Origin of the sequence: Acinetobacter sp. 102, assembly GCF_037028485.1 — a bacterium.
Taxonomy (GTDB): Bacteria; Pseudomonadota; Gammaproteobacteria; order Pseudomonadales; family Moraxellaceae; genus Acinetobacter; species Acinetobacter higginsii.
Genome location: NZ_JAZEZK010000001.1, coordinates 269,054 through 284,708 on the forward strand (window position 1 = coordinate 269,054; position 15,655 = coordinate 284,708).

The 15,655-nt window shown below is 42.8% G+C and carries 13 protein-coding genes; 6 read left to right on the forward strand and 7 right to left on the reverse strand.

The window, feature by feature from the left end; genetic code table 11:
* Positions 1-98 precede the first annotated feature (98 nt).
* Positions 99-437 (forward strand): hypothetical protein, encoded by a 339-nt coding sequence (locus tag WA352_RS01305; protein WP_005317624.1) that lies wholly within the window; start codon positions 99-101, stop codon positions 435-437.
* 31 nt (positions 438-468) lie between these two features.
* Here the strand turns inward: WA352_RS01305 and WA352_RS01310 are convergent, their stop codons facing one another.
* The 5 genes from WA352_RS01310 to WA352_RS01330 all read right to left on the reverse strand — a co-directional run bounded on the left by WA352_RS01310 (position 469) and on the right by WA352_RS01330 (position 7,791).
* Positions 469-1,413 carry a cation diffusion facilitator family transporter gene (locus WA352_RS01310; RefSeq protein ID WP_005317621.1) on the reverse strand — a complete coding sequence of 315 codons (945 nt, stop codon included), beginning with the start codon at positions 1,411-1,413 and terminating at the stop codon, positions 469-471.
* Between the two features lie 126 nt (positions 1,414-1,539).
* Positions 1,540-4,707, reverse strand: coding sequence for an efflux RND transporter permease subunit (locus WA352_RS01315; protein WP_005317620.1), 3,168 nt, complete (start codon positions 4,705-4,707; stop codon positions 1,540-1,542).
* Positions 4,697-5,923: an efflux RND transporter periplasmic adaptor subunit gene (locus WA352_RS01320; RefSeq protein WP_004803870.1), complete on the reverse strand. Its 1,227-nt coding sequence runs from the start codon at positions 5,921-5,923 to the stop codon at positions 4,697-4,699. Before WA352_RS01320 ends, WA352_RS01315 begins: the two co-directional genes overlap by 11 nt.
* Positions 5,923-7,341: a TolC family protein gene (locus WA352_RS01325; RefSeq protein WP_005317618.1), complete on the reverse strand. Its 1,419-nt coding sequence runs from the start codon at positions 7,339-7,341 to the stop codon at positions 5,923-5,925. Before WA352_RS01325 ends, WA352_RS01320 begins: the two co-directional genes overlap by 1 nt.
* Positions 7,342-7,395: 54 nt before the next feature.
* Positions 7,396-7,791 (reverse strand): cation efflux protein, CzcI-like, encoded by a 396-nt coding sequence (locus tag WA352_RS01330; protein WP_212749837.1) that lies wholly within the window; start codon positions 7,789-7,791, stop codon positions 7,396-7,398.
* Positions 7,792-7,944: 153 nt separating this feature from the next.
* On the opposite strand from WA352_RS01330, the gene WA352_RS01335 reads away from it, so the two are divergent.
* Complete coding sequence (locus tag WA352_RS01335) at positions 7,945-8,631, forward strand: hypothetical protein (protein WP_032859453.1); 687 nt, start codon at positions 7,945-7,947, stop codon at positions 8,629-8,631.
* Between the two features lie 172 nt (positions 8,632-8,803).
* Complete coding sequence (locus WA352_RS01340) at positions 8,804-9,181, forward strand: tetratricopeptide repeat protein (RefSeq protein WP_005317608.1); 378 nt, start codon at positions 8,804-8,806, stop codon at positions 9,179-9,181.
* 45 nt (positions 9,182-9,226) lie between these two features.
* Here WA352_RS01340 and ettA read toward each other — a convergent pair whose 3' ends face one another.
* Complete coding sequence (gene ettA / locus WA352_RS01345) at positions 9,227-10,888, reverse strand: energy-dependent translational throttle protein EttA (RefSeq protein WP_005317605.1); 1,662 nt, start codon at positions 10,886-10,888, stop codon at positions 9,227-9,229.
* A 298-nt stretch (positions 10,889-11,186) separates the two neighbouring features.
* Between ettA and WA352_RS01350 the strand changes: the two genes are divergently transcribed.
* Together WA352_RS01350 and WA352_RS01355 are read left to right on the forward strand one after the other, a co-directional pair.
* Positions 11,187-12,464 (forward strand): O-acetylhomoserine aminocarboxypropyltransferase/cysteine synthase family protein, encoded by a 1,278-nt coding sequence (locus WA352_RS01350; protein ID WP_005185598.1) that lies wholly within the window; start codon positions 11,187-11,189, stop codon positions 12,462-12,464.
* Between the two features lie 249 nt (positions 12,465-12,713).
* Positions 12,714-13,601 (forward strand): SDR family NAD(P)-dependent oxidoreductase, encoded by an 888-nt coding sequence (locus WA352_RS01355; protein WP_336141017.1) that lies wholly within the window; start codon positions 12,714-12,716, stop codon positions 13,599-13,601.
* Positions 13,602-13,667: 66 nt separating this feature from the next.
* Here the strand turns inward: WA352_RS01355 and WA352_RS01360 are convergent, their stop codons facing one another.
* The gene (locus WA352_RS01360; protein ID WP_005317600.1) at positions 13,668-14,765 is read right to left on the reverse strand and encodes an SDR family NAD(P)-dependent oxidoreductase; all 1,098 of its coding nucleotides are present in this window, start codon (positions 14,763-14,765) and stop codon (positions 13,668-13,670) included.
* A 105-nt stretch (positions 14,766-14,870) separates the two neighbouring features.
* On the opposite strand from WA352_RS01360, the gene WA352_RS01365 reads away from it, so the two are divergent.
* Positions 14,871-15,257 (forward strand): MerR family DNA-binding protein, encoded by a 387-nt coding sequence (locus WA352_RS01365; RefSeq protein WP_004803851.1) that lies wholly within the window; start codon positions 14,871-14,873, stop codon positions 15,255-15,257.
* The last annotated feature ends 398 nt before the right edge of the window (positions 15,258-15,655 follow it).

Sequence of the window (15,655 nt, forward strand, 5' to 3'; positions counted from 1 at the left end):
AAACAACAAAATAAGTAAATTTATGTATTTGAAAGGCTCAAGATTTTTGCTTTTGCATAATTTTCGCTAAAATGGACAAAACAGAATAGGAATCCTCTATGCAATACCGTTGCCCTAAATGTCAAAGCGTGAAAATTATGCCTGCCAGTCAGGGTGCCAACAGCCCTCGCCCTAACGTACCCAAAAGTTTGGTGCTTCTGGTTCCTGCCATTTTTATTTTATTAATTTTGGTCTTGATTAGCGTTGCGATGTGGATTTTTGGCAATGGTGCAGGCCAAGGTCTGCAAATTGCGACCGTCGTGGTGTTTGCGATCTGTGTGATTGCAGGGGTTTTATTCTGGCGTGATCTACCTGATTTTAAAATTTCAATGCAAGCGTTTATGCAGGCACAAAAACATTGGAAATGCCGTGACTGCAACAACGAATGGCAGAATTAATCATTATTCCAAAACAAATCTTCACATCAGCTTAATGCTGATGTGAAGGATCATGTTCAGCTTTCTCATCGTGTTGATGGGTATGCTGACAATTCATTTCTTCATCATCTTCAATTTGCAAGGTCACTTCAGCAATGCCATGCTCATGCGATAACATCTCAATCGCAGCACGGTGCAATTGATTACGATCAGCTCTCGGTGCAAACAGATGCACAATCAAATGAATATTCTTCGAGGTAATCGCCCAGACCTTTAACTGATGGATACTCTCAACCCCATCCAATCCCAGTAGATCATTGCGCAGCTTTTCAATATCGACCTCTTCTGGCACACCTTCCAACAAGATATTGATACTCTGCTTGAGCAGAATCCATGTTCTCGGCAATACCCAAAAACCAATCGCAACTGCAAGAATGGTATCGACCCAGTACCAATTGGTGAAATAGATCACCACAGCACCCACAATGACAGCCACTGAACCTAATGCATCACTCAGCACTTCTAAATATGCACCTTTCATATTCAGGCTTTCAGCCGCACTAGACATTAACAATTTCATGGAAATTAAATTAATAATCAGGCCCAAACTCGCCACAATCAACATACCGACACTTTGAATTTCAGGCGGTTGCGTAAAGCGCTGGTAAGCTTCGTACAGAATGTACATTGCCACAAAAAACAGCATCGAGGCATTAAATAAGGCTGCCAAAATCTCAAAACGCTGATAACCAAAAGTACGTTTGTTATCTGCTGGACGTTTGGCAATTTTAATTGCCACTAAAGCAATCGCTAATGCAGCGGCATCGGTAAACATATGTGCTGCATCGGACAGTAACGCCAAACTCTGGGTGATTAAACCCGCAACCACTTCAACCACTAAGAAAGTTGAAGTCAGTATCAACGCAATGGTGAGTTTTTTGATATTACCTTCAGTGACCGCTGCATGACTATGGTCATGCCCTTGATGTCCACCCATGTTGGACTCCTTATCATAATTGAATAAGACCTGTTGCAGTCTTAAAGTCAGCCAAGGCGAAAATCGCTTTGGCTGGTTCAGATTCTTCTTAATAAAGTGCTTCATTAAGAAGATAGCATAAACAGATTAAATTGCACTTTCCTGACGTTTGCTCTGTTTGGCTTCATTCATCCAACGATACACCACGGGCAAAATCAGCAGGGTCAGCAAGGTGGATGAAATAATCCCGCCAATCACCACGGTTGCCAGTGGGCGCTGAACTTCTGCACCCGTACCTGTGGCAATTGCCATCGGGATAAAGCCAAGCGATGCGACAAAAGCAGTCATCAAGACAGGGCGTAAGCGTAATACCGCACCATGCCAAGTAGCGTAATGAACATCATATTGCTCTCGTAACTCTTTAATAAAGCTCAGCATCACCAGACCATTCAGCACGGCGACACCAGAGAGCGCAATAAAACCGACACCTGCCGACATCGACAAGGGAATATCGCGTAGCCACAGCGCCACCAAACCGCCCGATAGGGCAAATGGTACGCCACTAAACACCAGCAAGCTTTCTTTAAAGTTATTAAACACCGCCATCAACAGAACAAAGATCATCAGCAACGCCAATGGCACCACAATCTGCATTCTGGCTTTTGCCGAGGCCAGATTTTCAAACTGACCGCCATAACCAAGCCAATAACCGCTTGGTAATTTTTGCTGAGATAATTTTTGCTGCATCTCACCCACAAATGAACCCAAATCACGATCGCGTACGTTGGTGGTGACCACAACACGGCGCTTGCCATTTTCACGGCTGACTTGTGCCAAGCCTAAAATGTTCTCCACTTTTGCCACGTCTTGCAGTTTGATCAAACCACCATTCGGCAGTTGAATCGGTAACATCGCCAATTGCTGCGGCGTACGCATCCCATCATCCAAACGCACCACGAAATCAAAACGACGGTCACCCTGTAATATCTGCCCAACACTTTGCCCACCAATACTTGCAGCAACCAAATCCTGAATGGATTTCACTGATAAACCGTATTGCGCAGCCAATGCATGGTCGATATCAACATTAAGTAAAGGTAAACCATCAGTTTGCTCAACCTTCACTTCACTCGAACCTGTGATGGTTCTCAAGGTTTGAGCAACTTTTTCTGCTTCTTGGTTCAATACCTGCATATCATCACCAAAAATTTTCACCCCAATATCACTACGTACACCTGAAATCAGTTCGTTGAAACGTAATTCAATTGGCTGAGAAAACTCACTGTTGTTACCTGGAATTTTCTCCACATAGGCCAACATTTTGGTCCGAAGCTCGTCGATGGTTTCCGATTTATCGGGCCATTGATCACGCGGCTTTAACAAAACGATTGCATCAGAAATATTAGGCGGCATCACATCCGTTGCCACTTCGGCTGTACCCGTACGTGCAAAGATTGCTTTGATCTCAGGAAACTCTGCGAGTAATTGCTTCTCAACACTTTCCTGAATCTTCAGTGACTCTTCAATTCCGGTACTTGGTGCACGCATCAACTGTAACGCAAAGTCACCTTCACTCAGTTGTGGCGCAAACTCACTACCGACACGCGAACCAATCGCAGCTGTGAGTATCAAAATAGTCACTGCACCCGCCACCACCACATAGCGGAAAGCATAGGCTTTATCCAGCAAGGATTTATAACCGCTTTTTAATGCCGCCATCCAACGGCTTTCTTTTTCTTTTACCTCACCCGTGACAAATAAAGCCACCGCAGCAGGAACAAAAGTCACTGATAAAATAATGGCGCCGATCAATGCCAAGACCACGGTCATTGCCATTGGATGGAACATTTTCGCTTCTACACCTGCCAGTGCAAAGATTGGCAAATACACCACCATAATGATGATTTGTCCAAAAATCAGCGGACGTCTTGCCTGTTTTGCCGCCAAGAAGACTTCGGTAAAACGTTCAGAACGGGTCAGGAGTCGACCTTTATGGTGTTGAGCCTCTGCCAGCCGTCGGATACAGTTTTCGACAATCACCACCGCACCATCGACGATAATCCCGAAGTCCAATGCGCCTAAACTCATCAGGTTGGCACTGATTTTTTGCTCCGCCATCCCTGTCAGGGTAAACAGCATGGATAAGGGAATAATACAGGCAGTAATCAATGCCGCACGGAAGTTACCTAAGAACACAAACAGGATCACAATCACCAAGATTGCACCTTCGATCAGGTTTTTCGCCACCGTCTTAATGGCTTTATCAACCAAGTTACTGCGGTTATATACCGTTTCGACCACCACCCCTTCAGGTAATGAACGTTTGATTTCCTGCATTTTGCTGTCGAGTGCTTGAGCGATGGATTTACTGTTCTCACCCATCATCATCATCGCGATACCCAGTACGGTTTCTTCACCGTTATAGGTGGCACCCCCTGTTCTCAGATCATGTCCAATCGAAACTGTTGCAACATCGGCAACACGGATCGGCAAACCATTCTTGGTGCTGACCGTGACATTCTCAATGTCTTGTACGGTTTTCAACATCCCCGGAATACGTACCGTCAGCTGTTGTCCATTTTCTTCAATAAAACCCGCACCGCGGTTTTCATTATTTTCAGTGAGTACAGTTTGCAAATCGGTTAAGGGAATTTGCAGTTGTTGCAAACGTTTCAGGTCTGGAGAAACCACATAGGTCTTGTTATATCCCCCAATGGTATTGATTTCAGCAACACCCGGCACACGTTGTAATTGAGGACGAACAATCCAGTCCTGAATTTCACGCAGGTCCATGGCCTGATAAGGCGTACCATCGGCCTTTTTGGCATTCGGTTCAGCTTTGATCACCCATTGATAGATCTCGCCTAGACCAGTTGAAATCGGTGACATTTGTGGATCAATATCATCAGGCAAAGCACTCTTGGCTTCCTGTAAGCGCTGGTTAATCAGCTGACGCGCCCAATAGATATCGGTACCATCTTTAAAGATCACCGTGACTTGGGACAAGCCGTAACGGGAGATGGAACGGGTTTGTTCCAAGTTCGGAATACCCGACATGGCATTTTCAATCGGATAAGTAATCCGTTGTTCAACCTCAGGGGCAGTGAATCCTCCCGCCTGACTGTTAATCTGCACCTGCACGTTGGTAATGTCAGGTACGGCATCAATCGACAGTTTTTGGTAGCTATAAATACCGACCCCGATCCATGCCACCACAAACAGCATGACCCAAATCGCATTGCGGATTGAAAACTGAATAATCCGATCAAACAGGCCTTCCGCGGGAGGAAGCTGCAACTTATCTTTAGTGTCCATGCTCAGCCTCTCCCTTCTCGATCTCAGATTTCAAAAGGAAACTGCCTTGACTGACATATTGTTGCTTTTCAGTCAGACCCGATTGGATTTCCACCCACTGCCCATCACTTGAGTAATTACCTAGTTGTACAGGTGTTGGAGTGAAATGCATTTGGTCTTTCTCTTGCTTAGCGACAAAAACCGTGGCTTTACCCTCGATCTGCTGAATCGCCCCTTTGGCAACACGAAGCACAGGCTTCTTGTCCGTGCCATCTAATAACACGTTTACCATCAAATTAGGTCGAAGTTCTTTGGCTGGAGTTAACACTTTAGCACGCACCTGCAAACGACCTGTCTGCGTATCTGCTGCTGTGGTCAAAGTCTGGATTTGTGCTTTAAAGCTATTATTGGTTTGCAGCGACTTAAACTCAATCTGCTGATCCGGTTGGACATTGATGTTATTGACGCTTGGTAAAATAAACTCAATCCAGAGTTGATCCAGCTGATCAATCACAAATAACTGCTTATCTGCGGTAATTTGCTCTCCCACCACAATATCTTTCAGACTCACCACACCGCTTAAAGGTGCAGTCAAGACATAGCGACCCTGACTACCACTAGATGCACCCAAGGCAGATAACCGGCTACGTGCAGCTTGTACCTGAATCTGTGCCTGACGATAGGCATTGTAGGCACGTTGATAATCCTGACGTGCAGAAACCCCTTGTTCCCAAAGTTGTTTTTCACGTTGATAATCTTGCTGTGCAAGCGTTAAAGCTTCTTGTGCAATACTTAAATTAGCCTGCTGATCTACCAGATCAGGGATAAATAGAGTGGCTAAAACTTGCCCTTTCTTGACTTGTTGGCCAAGTACCGCATTAACACTTTCCACACGTCCGGCAAAGGTTGCTGAAACATGCGCTTGCTGATCGGTATTGGTCACCAGTTTTGCTGGGTAAGCAAATTGCTGTCCGACTTCACCCACACCAACCTGAGCCAGCTTAACCCCATATTCAGTCATCTGTTTTGGGCTGAGATTTAAGCTACCTTCCTCACTTTCAGCCTGCCCAGCCTCACCTTCTGTATGTCCTTCCTCACCTTCGCCATGACTATCAGCTGCTGCATCACCGCTGGCTTTGTTCTTGCCAGTGAAAAATAATAACGCGCTCAGGACTAAGCCAACGGCGATAACCAGAATGACCCAAAACCACTGCTTTTTAGATTTATTTGTCGACATTATTCTGCTCCTACTACAGCGGGAAGGTTATTGGTATCTTTCCAGAGGGTTTGATTAATCTGATTTAAGGCATCACTTGAACTCACCATACTCGGCTCAATTCCCAGTGCTAAACTTTCTGCATCAATTTGCTTTTGCCATGCACTCTTAAGTAACTGCACTTTATTTAAACGTTGATCCTGCAATTGCATGGTGGCTTGCTGCACATCGGTAATGGCATATTTACCGACTTTGAAACCGAGCAACATTTTCTCTTGTACCGTTTCAGACAATGGAATTTGTCGTTGATTGACGAGATCGAACTGTTGTTTCAATCCCGCCAACTCTGCTGTTAAGGTCTGAATCGCATTCAAGTTTTGCTGTTTGTAAAACTGTTGCTGTTTGACCAGTAAATCTTGTTTGGCATTGGCAATTCGCAATGAATACTGTTGACGATTGAAAATATTCAACGGGATATCGATGCCCACTCGGAACTTGTTATCGGTCGAATTGGTTTCTGCGCTTTTACTTTGCACCATGCCTAAATTGACGGTTGGATTTGGTCGGTTGGATACTTTTAAATAATCGATATTGGCTTTTTGACGCACGATATCGAGTTGAATAGCACGCTCAAATAAATTGTTCTGCAAATAATCTTGCAAATCATTTTGTTGTGGCCAGACATTGCTTGCCTGAGTAGAGAAGCGGTTATCGGTACTGCCCCACAGATTTGCCAATTGACGCTTTGCAGTGGCTAAAGAGAGCTCGGTTTGTTGAAACAACCGTTGATTTTCAATATGCGCCATCAATGTACGATCTAAATCGACCTGCGCAATGCTGCCCGCTTTGAGTCTTAAGCGCGTTGCATCCAAAGTGTCCTGACTGGTTTTTAACTGTGCCTGAACCACATCATGTTCCAGCTCTAGCACCACGACTTGCGACCACAGATATTTAACTGCTAACTCAAGTTGCGCATTGTAGAGTTCCTGATTAAGGCCCACTTGAGATGCTTGTACATCGGCAAGCTTAACCGCAGCACGACGTTGACCAAAAATGTCTAATTTTTGTGAAACACCAAATTCCAACTCTTTGTCTTTGCCTGACCTAAAGTCGGTTTGCTGAATAGAAATACTTGGATTCGACCATAACCCCGCTTGTTTCACATTGGCCTCAGCGATTCCTTGCTGCGTTTGCCACACCCCTGTGCCTGCCTGATATTGTTTCACATCCTGCAAGATTTGCTCAAAATTCAGATTACGTTGTGCAGCCTTGGTTGCAGGCTGATTTGCATCAAGTAAAGATTCTGCGGCAATGGATGGACTCAAAATAGCAGTGCTTAAGGCTAGTGCCAACACTGACCACTTCAATGACAATTGAGTACGATTTTTTCGCGTATGCTGCTCAACTGCATGAATACGCTGATTTAAACTAGAAGACATATAAAGCCCCGCAAAGTAATAAGAATGCGGTGGGCTATTTTTCGGCTACCCCACCTATAGCGGGGTTGATAAAGGCGGCGGATTTAGCCCTGAAAGATGTGGAGACTGATAGAAGTTGGACCAGTAATATTTTTGTTCTACGTCCTGACTGTGCAACATCGGTTCATTTACACGTTGCTGAACTTCAGCCACCACCACATGAAAACAAGATGGCAGATGGTCATGATGATCTTGCAAGCTTAAAGGCATCGGTAAATCTGCTGCGACTTTATCAAAGACAGCACCTTGTTCAGAACTGTGTGTCTTTTCAGCAACATGATGCCCAAAATGATTCAATGTACTGTATTCACTGACCCTCTCATGCGCGCAAAATGCTGCCGCCACATTCCAGAAACTTTGGAACATGAACAAACTCAGCAAGACGGTCACGAAAACAGTTGAGCGTTGCAACAGCACACCCTTACAGTAAATTGCATAAAGGCACTATAGCAGGCTATGCCAATGTAATAAAATTACAAAACAATTTTCAGTCAATTTCTCACTGATTTAAAACGTTTTTTGATTCTCATTCATGATAATAATGTTCTCTGTTACGGGTATTTTATGTATAAAATCTTCTCTCTTTGGATCTTAGCCATGGCATTAAGCGGATGCGCAACCAGCCTACTTTCCACAGCCTTACCCAATGAAAGCTCACAGGTTCAAACCACCACACTGAAAACCGATCAGATTCTGGCGCTTGGACAAGCCATTCAAAATGAAAAAAGCCAAGGCCTGATCTTTATTGGAAAAGATTTCAATTACTTAATGACCGATGGTAGTACTGAACTCCTAAAGCTTTTGCATGCCATTCCAGCCGAGCAACGCAGCTTTAGTCATTCTAGCCCACTGGTACTGACCATGGATGACCCGAATCATTTTCGTGGCGTATTACAAATTCGCTATCACACCCGTATGGTGGATCTCAATCCAAAGCAAAAAGAATTATTGAAATCCTTGGGTTTTAGGCAAAATTTTGACTTGATTCAAAATCAAGAAACTGCGCCTTATCCTTATATCAATGTGTTTTTTAAAGGGCAGCTGTATCAAGCACTCGATCAGCAAAAAATCCAACAAAAATTGGCACAGCCCTATCCAATTACCTTACAACAAGAGACCACCATCACCACCAAACATCCAGTCAAACGCGCAACCCGTATGGTGCTCTATCCTTTGGCAATGGTCTTCGATGTGATCACTGTTACACCACTGCTGATGTGGTCTGATCTACGAGGTGATTTTAATAAATAGACACAAATAAATGGGTACACCTCAATAAGCCAATGACCTAAACAATCAGGTATTGGCTTATTTTTTATAGCATTTCTCCCTGCTATGGAATACACAAATAGAACAATAGCTGCAAAGAAAAAACATATATTAAAAACATAATAATGAAAAACTTAGCTCAAGGAGTTGCATGATGAATATTGCAAGTATCAAACAGCGGTTGCATTCCTATTGTTCTGGTTTGGTTCAACAGAACATCATCTCTGAGTCTGAACGAGAAATTCATAAAGCCGAGTTTTTTCAAACATTGGCACACCTTGAACACGAACAAGATAGCCACCTCTTTATTTCAGCCAATGACCGTAATGCGGTTTGGTATTTCCTGCGTGCGGCCCTGCGTGGTAATGCAGATGCGGCTTTTAAACTAGGTGAAAGCTATTTGCATGGAGAACTCGGTTTAGATAAAAATTACAGCAAAGCACAATATTGGCTAGAACGTGCGGCCAACTTAGGACATCCTGAAGCGAAAGCCTATTTATATACAGCATTCAGCGAATTGGCTTTTTCTTAAGCATAAAAAAACCAGCTCGAAAGCTGGTTTTTTGATTTACAGGAATTAACCTGTAATCTTTTTATATTTAGAACGTTTTGTTGCTGCCGCATCACCTAAACGTGACTGACGGTATGCTTCATATTCAGCATAGTTACCTTCGTAGAACTCAGGCTGTTCATTTTCAAATGACAAGATATGCGTTGCAATACGGTCAAGGAACCAACGGTCATGCGATACCACCATAACTGTACCTGGGAATACAAGAATTGCATCCTCAAGTGCACGTAAAGTTTCGATATCCAAGTCGTTTGATGGCTCATCCAGTAAGATAACGTTTGCACCCAACTGTAAGATTTTCGCAAGTTGTAAACGGTTACGCTCACCACCTGATAATTCGCCTACACGTTTTTGCTGATCTTGGCCTTTAAAGTTAAAGCGACCAATATAAGCACGCGATGCAATTTCGTATTCGCCGATTCTCAGGATATCCAAACCGCCAGAAACTTCTTCCCAAACGGTTTTATTATTATCCAAAGTATCACGGATCTGACCCACGTAAGCCACTTTAACTGACTCACCTAAAGTCACAGTACCCGTATCTGGTTGCTGTTCGCCAGTCATCATACGGAATAGCGTGGTTTTACCCGCACCGTTCGGACCGACAATACCAACAATCGCAGTTGGTGGTATTGTAAAGGTTAAGTCTTTATAAAGCAGACGACCATCAAATGATTTGCTGATCCCTTCAACTTCTACAACTTTATTTCCTAGGCGCGGACCAGGTGGAATATAAATTTCAGAAGTTTCGTTACGTTGTTGGAACTCACGTGAGTTAAGTTCTTCAAAACGCTCCATACGCGCTTTGTTTTTCTTTTGCTGACCTTTGGCATTTGAACGAACCCATTCCAGTTCTTTTTTCAATGCCTTGGCAAAAGATTCTTCTTGCTTGTTTTCTTGCTCTAAACGCGCATTCTTTTGTTCTAACCAAGAAGAATAGTTACCTTGATAAGGAATACCCATGCCACGGTCAAGTTCAAGAATCCACTCAGCGACGTTATCTAAGAAATAACGGTCATGCGTAATCGCAACGATTGTGCCTGGGAAGTCTTTCAAGAAACGCTCTAACCAAGATACTGATTCAGCATCTAAATGGTTCGTCGGTTCGTCAAGAAGCAACATATCTGGCTTAGAAAGCAATAAACGACATAATGCAACACGACGGCGCTCACCACCTGAAAGCAATGATACATCTGCATCCCAAGCTGGAAGATTCAATGCATCAGCAGCAATTTCAAGCTGGTTATTCAGGTTATGCGCATCCCAAGCATGGATGATTGATTCTAATTTTTCCTGCTCTTTTGCAAGCGCATCAAAATCTGCATCAGGCTCAGCATATTCAGCGAAAACTTGATCAAGACGAGCTAAAGCATCAAGTGCTTCACGTACGCCATCTTCAACGTTACCACGAACGTCTTTGGTTGGATCGAGTGGCGGTTCTTGTTCTAAGTAGCCGATCTTGATTCCTGGTTGTGCACGAGCTTCACCTGAGAAATCTTTATCTACGCCAGCCATAATACGGAGTAAGGTTGACTTACCAGCACCGTTCAAACCAAGCACACCAATTTTTGCGCCTGGGAAAAATGATAAAGAGATGTCTTTTAAGATTTCGCGCTTCGGCGGAACCATTTTCGACACTCGATTCATCGTATAAATATATTGGGCCACGCAGGACTCCTCAAGAAAAACGAATACATCGCAAAATAGCGAATAAAATAATCGGCGTATTATACGCTGAAAATCCAATTGACTTGAAGTTAAGATGACATTTGTTTGTCTGGATCAAAGAATTTTCTTTTGCAAGACATTACAGGTTTGAATTATTTCGTCATTTTCAAAAACAATTACGACCGATAAAGACTCGCTATATCATTAAAATCACTATCAAGCGCAAAAATTATGCACCATTTTGGATAAAATATACGCTAGACTCGATCAATATTTAACACACGTAGATGATGTAATTATGACTTATAAAGATGAAACTTTAGCCATTCATGCGGGGTATTCACCAGAAGCAACCACCAAAGCAGTGGCGGTGCCGATTTATCAAACCACCTCATATGCCTTTGATAATACGCAACATGGGGCAGATTTATTTGATCTTAAAGTTCAAGGAAATATCTATACCCGTATTATGAATCCAACCACGGCCGTACTTGAACAGCGTATAGCTGCTCTCGAAGGTGGTATTGGGGCATTGGCTTTAGCTTCTGGTATGGCTGCAATCACTTACGCGATTCAAACCATTGCCGAAGCAGGTGACAATATCGCGTCAGTGTCTACCTTATATGGTGGGACTTATAATTTATTTGCTCACACACTGCCAAAGCAAGGCATTGAAGTCCGCTTCTTCGATTATCAAAATCCTGAAGCATTGCGTCAGATTATTGATGAAAAGACTAAACTGGTCTTTGTTGAATCGATTGGTAATCCCCTTGGCAATATTATCGACCTTGAAGCGATTGCCAAGATTGCCCATGAGTATGGCGTGCCTGTTATTGTTGATAATACCGTAGCGACACCTGCCTTATTAAAGCCATTTGAATTTGGTGCGGATATTGTTGTGCATTCTCTGACCAAATATATCGGCGGACACGGTAACAGTATTGGTGGCGTGATTGTCGATAGCGGCAAGTTTCCTTGGGGCAAATATCCTGAACGCTTTAAAGCTTTAAATACACCTGACCCAAGCTATCATGGCGTGAATTATGTCGAAGTATTGGGTGAAGCCGCTTTTATTGCGCGTGCGCGCGTGGTGCCATTACGTAATACCGGTGCGGCAATTAGTCCATTAAGCGTATTCTTAATCCTACAAGGTCTGGAAACCTTAAATCTGCGGATGGAACGTCATACCGAAAATGCCATCAAAATTGCCGAATATTTAAAACAACATGCAAAAGTGAAGTGGGTAAATTATGCTGGTCTAAAAGACCATCCACAGCACCATTTGGCACAAAAGTATGTGAAAGGTAAACCTTCCGCAATCCTTTCTTTCGGTGTTCAGGATGGTCTGGCAGGCGGCACCCGCTTTATTGATGCATTACAGCTGTTTACCCGTCTGGTAAATATCGGAGATGCCAAAAGTCTAGCTTGCCATCCAGCGACGACAACCCACCGCCAACTCAATGCAGAAGAGCTCAAATCAGCAGGCGTCAGTGAAGACTTAGTGCGTTTATCTATAGGGATTGAGCATGTCGATGACCTGATTGCCGACCTCGAACAGGCCCTTGCACAAGTTTAATTTGAATGAAATCAATAAGCCCCTGAATAGGGGCTTATTTTTTGTGCGAAATCACAAAATTTTTATTGCTTTTTCAACTATTACAAGACCTTGTTTTAGAGCTTTTACTCTAAAAAAGACATTATTTTTCAAATATTTACACTAGACAAACAAAAAATATCGGTTAATATTACACCAAAATAAAGTGCAGTGTTTAATCGTAATAAGAAGGCATTGCAAACAACAGCGTGATTAATGTAGGTAACTTACATGAATGCAAAACTCAAAAAACTTTTTCAGCAAAAAGTCGACGGTAAAACAATCATTGTCACTGGAGCATCAAGTGGTATTGGTTTAACGGTTTCAAAATACCTTGCTCAAGCAGGTGCCCATGTCTTATTGCTCGCTCGTACCAAAGAGAAGTTAGATGAGGTCAAAGCTGAGATCGAGGCTGAAGGTGGAAAAGCGACCGTATTTCCATGTGATCTCAATGATATGGAATCTATTGATGCAGTTTCAAAAGAAATCTTAGCAGCAGTGGATCACATTGATATTCTTGTGAATAACGCAGGACGTTCAATCCGTCGTGCAGTACATGAATCCGTGGATCGTTTTCATGACTTTGAACGTACCATGCAGTTAAATTACTTCGGTGCAGTACGTTTAGTCCTGAATATTTTACCGCACATGATGCAACGTAAAGATGGCCAGATCATCAACATCAGCTCGATTGGTGTACTTGCCAATGCAACACGCTTCTCAGCTTATGTGGCATCTAAAGCTGCGTTGGGTGCATTTAGCCGTTGTTTGTCTGCCGAAGTGCATTCACACAAGATTGCGATTACCTCTATCTATATGCCTTTGGTGCGTACACCAATGATCGCACCGACCAAGATCTATAAATATGTACCAACACTTTCACCTGAAGAAGCAGCTGATTTAATTGCTTATGCAATCGTGAAGCGTCCAAAAAAGATCGCGACCAATTTAGGTCGCCTTGCTTCGATTACTTATGCCATTGCACCAGACATTAACAACATTTTAATGTCGATTGGTTTCAACTTGTTCCCAAGCTCTACCGCGTCTGTCGGTGAGCAAGAGAAGTTAAATCTGATTCAACGTGCTTATGCGCGCTTGTTCCCAGGCGAACACTGGTAATCTTTTTAGCTAAATTCAGAAAAACAGCCAATCTTTTGATTGGCTGTTTTTTATTTGAAGGAAGCTCTAACTAGCTTGATTGATCCAGTCGGTAGTTTTACGGATCGCTGCTTCTAAATTTCCCGTCGAAATCTGCCAACGCTGTTGAAACTGCGTCAATCGTTCTCGATCCAGCTGTTCTGTTCTTAGAAAACTCAGCATTTCCGTAGACATCTCTAATTTATTTGCCAACCATTGCCACTTTAAAATAAGCCTTAGCAGTCCAACTGGTACATGTCTAGTTGGTGCACTTACCTGTAGTTGATCTGCAATCATTTGAGTGAGTTGATGCAAAGCCAGATTGTTTTCACTCACAGCCAACATCACTTGATTCGACAAAGCCATATCCACAGAAGCACTGACCATTATCCGACATAGGTCATCGACACGGATTAAAGGTAGATAATGCTGAGCTGTTGCAGGGATGGCACTCATTTTTCTCCGTTTGAGCAAATCAATCATTTGTGCGATTGGCTGATTCGTGGGAATTTCACCAGATACATCATCGCCAACAACTGTTGCAGGATGAATGATGATCCAATCTACGGATAGCTGCTGTGCACGTCGTATCCATGCAAAATGCGCTTCTATCTTCGATGCTTCATAAGCCCCCAGATGCTGATACACAGATTGCCATTGGGTACGCTCAGGTTGTTCAAGACAAATCCCAGCCTGCTCTAAATGACTCGTGATCGTCAACATATAACCCGAAACATGTACTGCGCGCTTCAAAGCACAATGTTGCTGAACACAAGTCAATAAATTCAATGCACCCTCAACATTTACGGCCCGCGCTTGTTGCATACTCAGGTTCCACGCAAACAACGCACTACTATTATATAAAGTATCCACTGCGCTTAGTTTTTTCCAATCTTGCTCGCTGATGGCAAGCTTAGCCTGTGTCACATCACCTTGAATAAAGCTCAATTGATTCAAGGACACACCTTTTTGACTGAGCCAATTTGTGAGTACGGGTTGTTGTTTAGCTTGATTCCGGACTATGGCAAAAACCCTATGTCCTTGTTTTAATAATTCTAAAATTAAATAACGGCCAATAAATCCTGTCGCACCTGCGACCAATGCGACTTGTTGATCTTGCTGAGTTTTTAAGTTGTTATGCGCCATCTCATATGCTCTTTTGATTGAATGTAGGCATAAGCTAAAGGATGGAGTACACTCAATGGTCAAGTCATTTTTTAGACATCTTCAAGAATAATAAGGATGATCGCCATGTTAATTGGACAATTGGCAAAACAGACGGATTTAAGTCGGGATACCATTCGCTTTTATGAAAAAATGCAGTTGATCCAGTCCATCACCTGTAATAATGGCTATAAAGATTATTCAGAACAAACCCTACAACAGTTACAACTGATTCGTACCGCAAAAAATCTTGGATTCTCACTCAATGAAATTAAGCAGATTTTAGCGATGACAGCCCAAGATGAAATCCCTGCCCCACAAGTACAAAGCATTTTCCAAGACAAGTTAGATTTGATAGATGAGAAGATTGCACAGCTTCATCAAATCAGAACGATGTTAAGTCGATTTACTCAAGGTGAAGCGTGTCCATTGAGAAAAGATTGTCCGATTCCAGACCTCAACCAATTGCTTTAAAAACTTTCTAGAATGACCGCAACCGCCCATGTGTATAAACTAAAACTTATCCACAGCCTTGCTGCATTAATCATCAGTAACGTCTATTAATTTTGTTTCTAGCATATTTTCTGAATCACTTATTTCCAATGCGATTGCCACGCTCACCTTTTAAGACAAGCACTCCATGTCTTGAATTGAAAATAAAAAGATGAAAATCCTAAAATGCCTTCATTACAATCCATTTACATAAAATTAGCCTGTTCTTGTTCCTAGATTGTCTCCTGATACAGCTCAATTAATTGCTTTTAAAAACATTAAATTTTCAATATTGACCATTCTGACATTCTTTATCTGTCAATGATTTAGCTAAAAAACCAGCCTTATTCTCCCTATCTAAAAATACATTCATAAAAAGC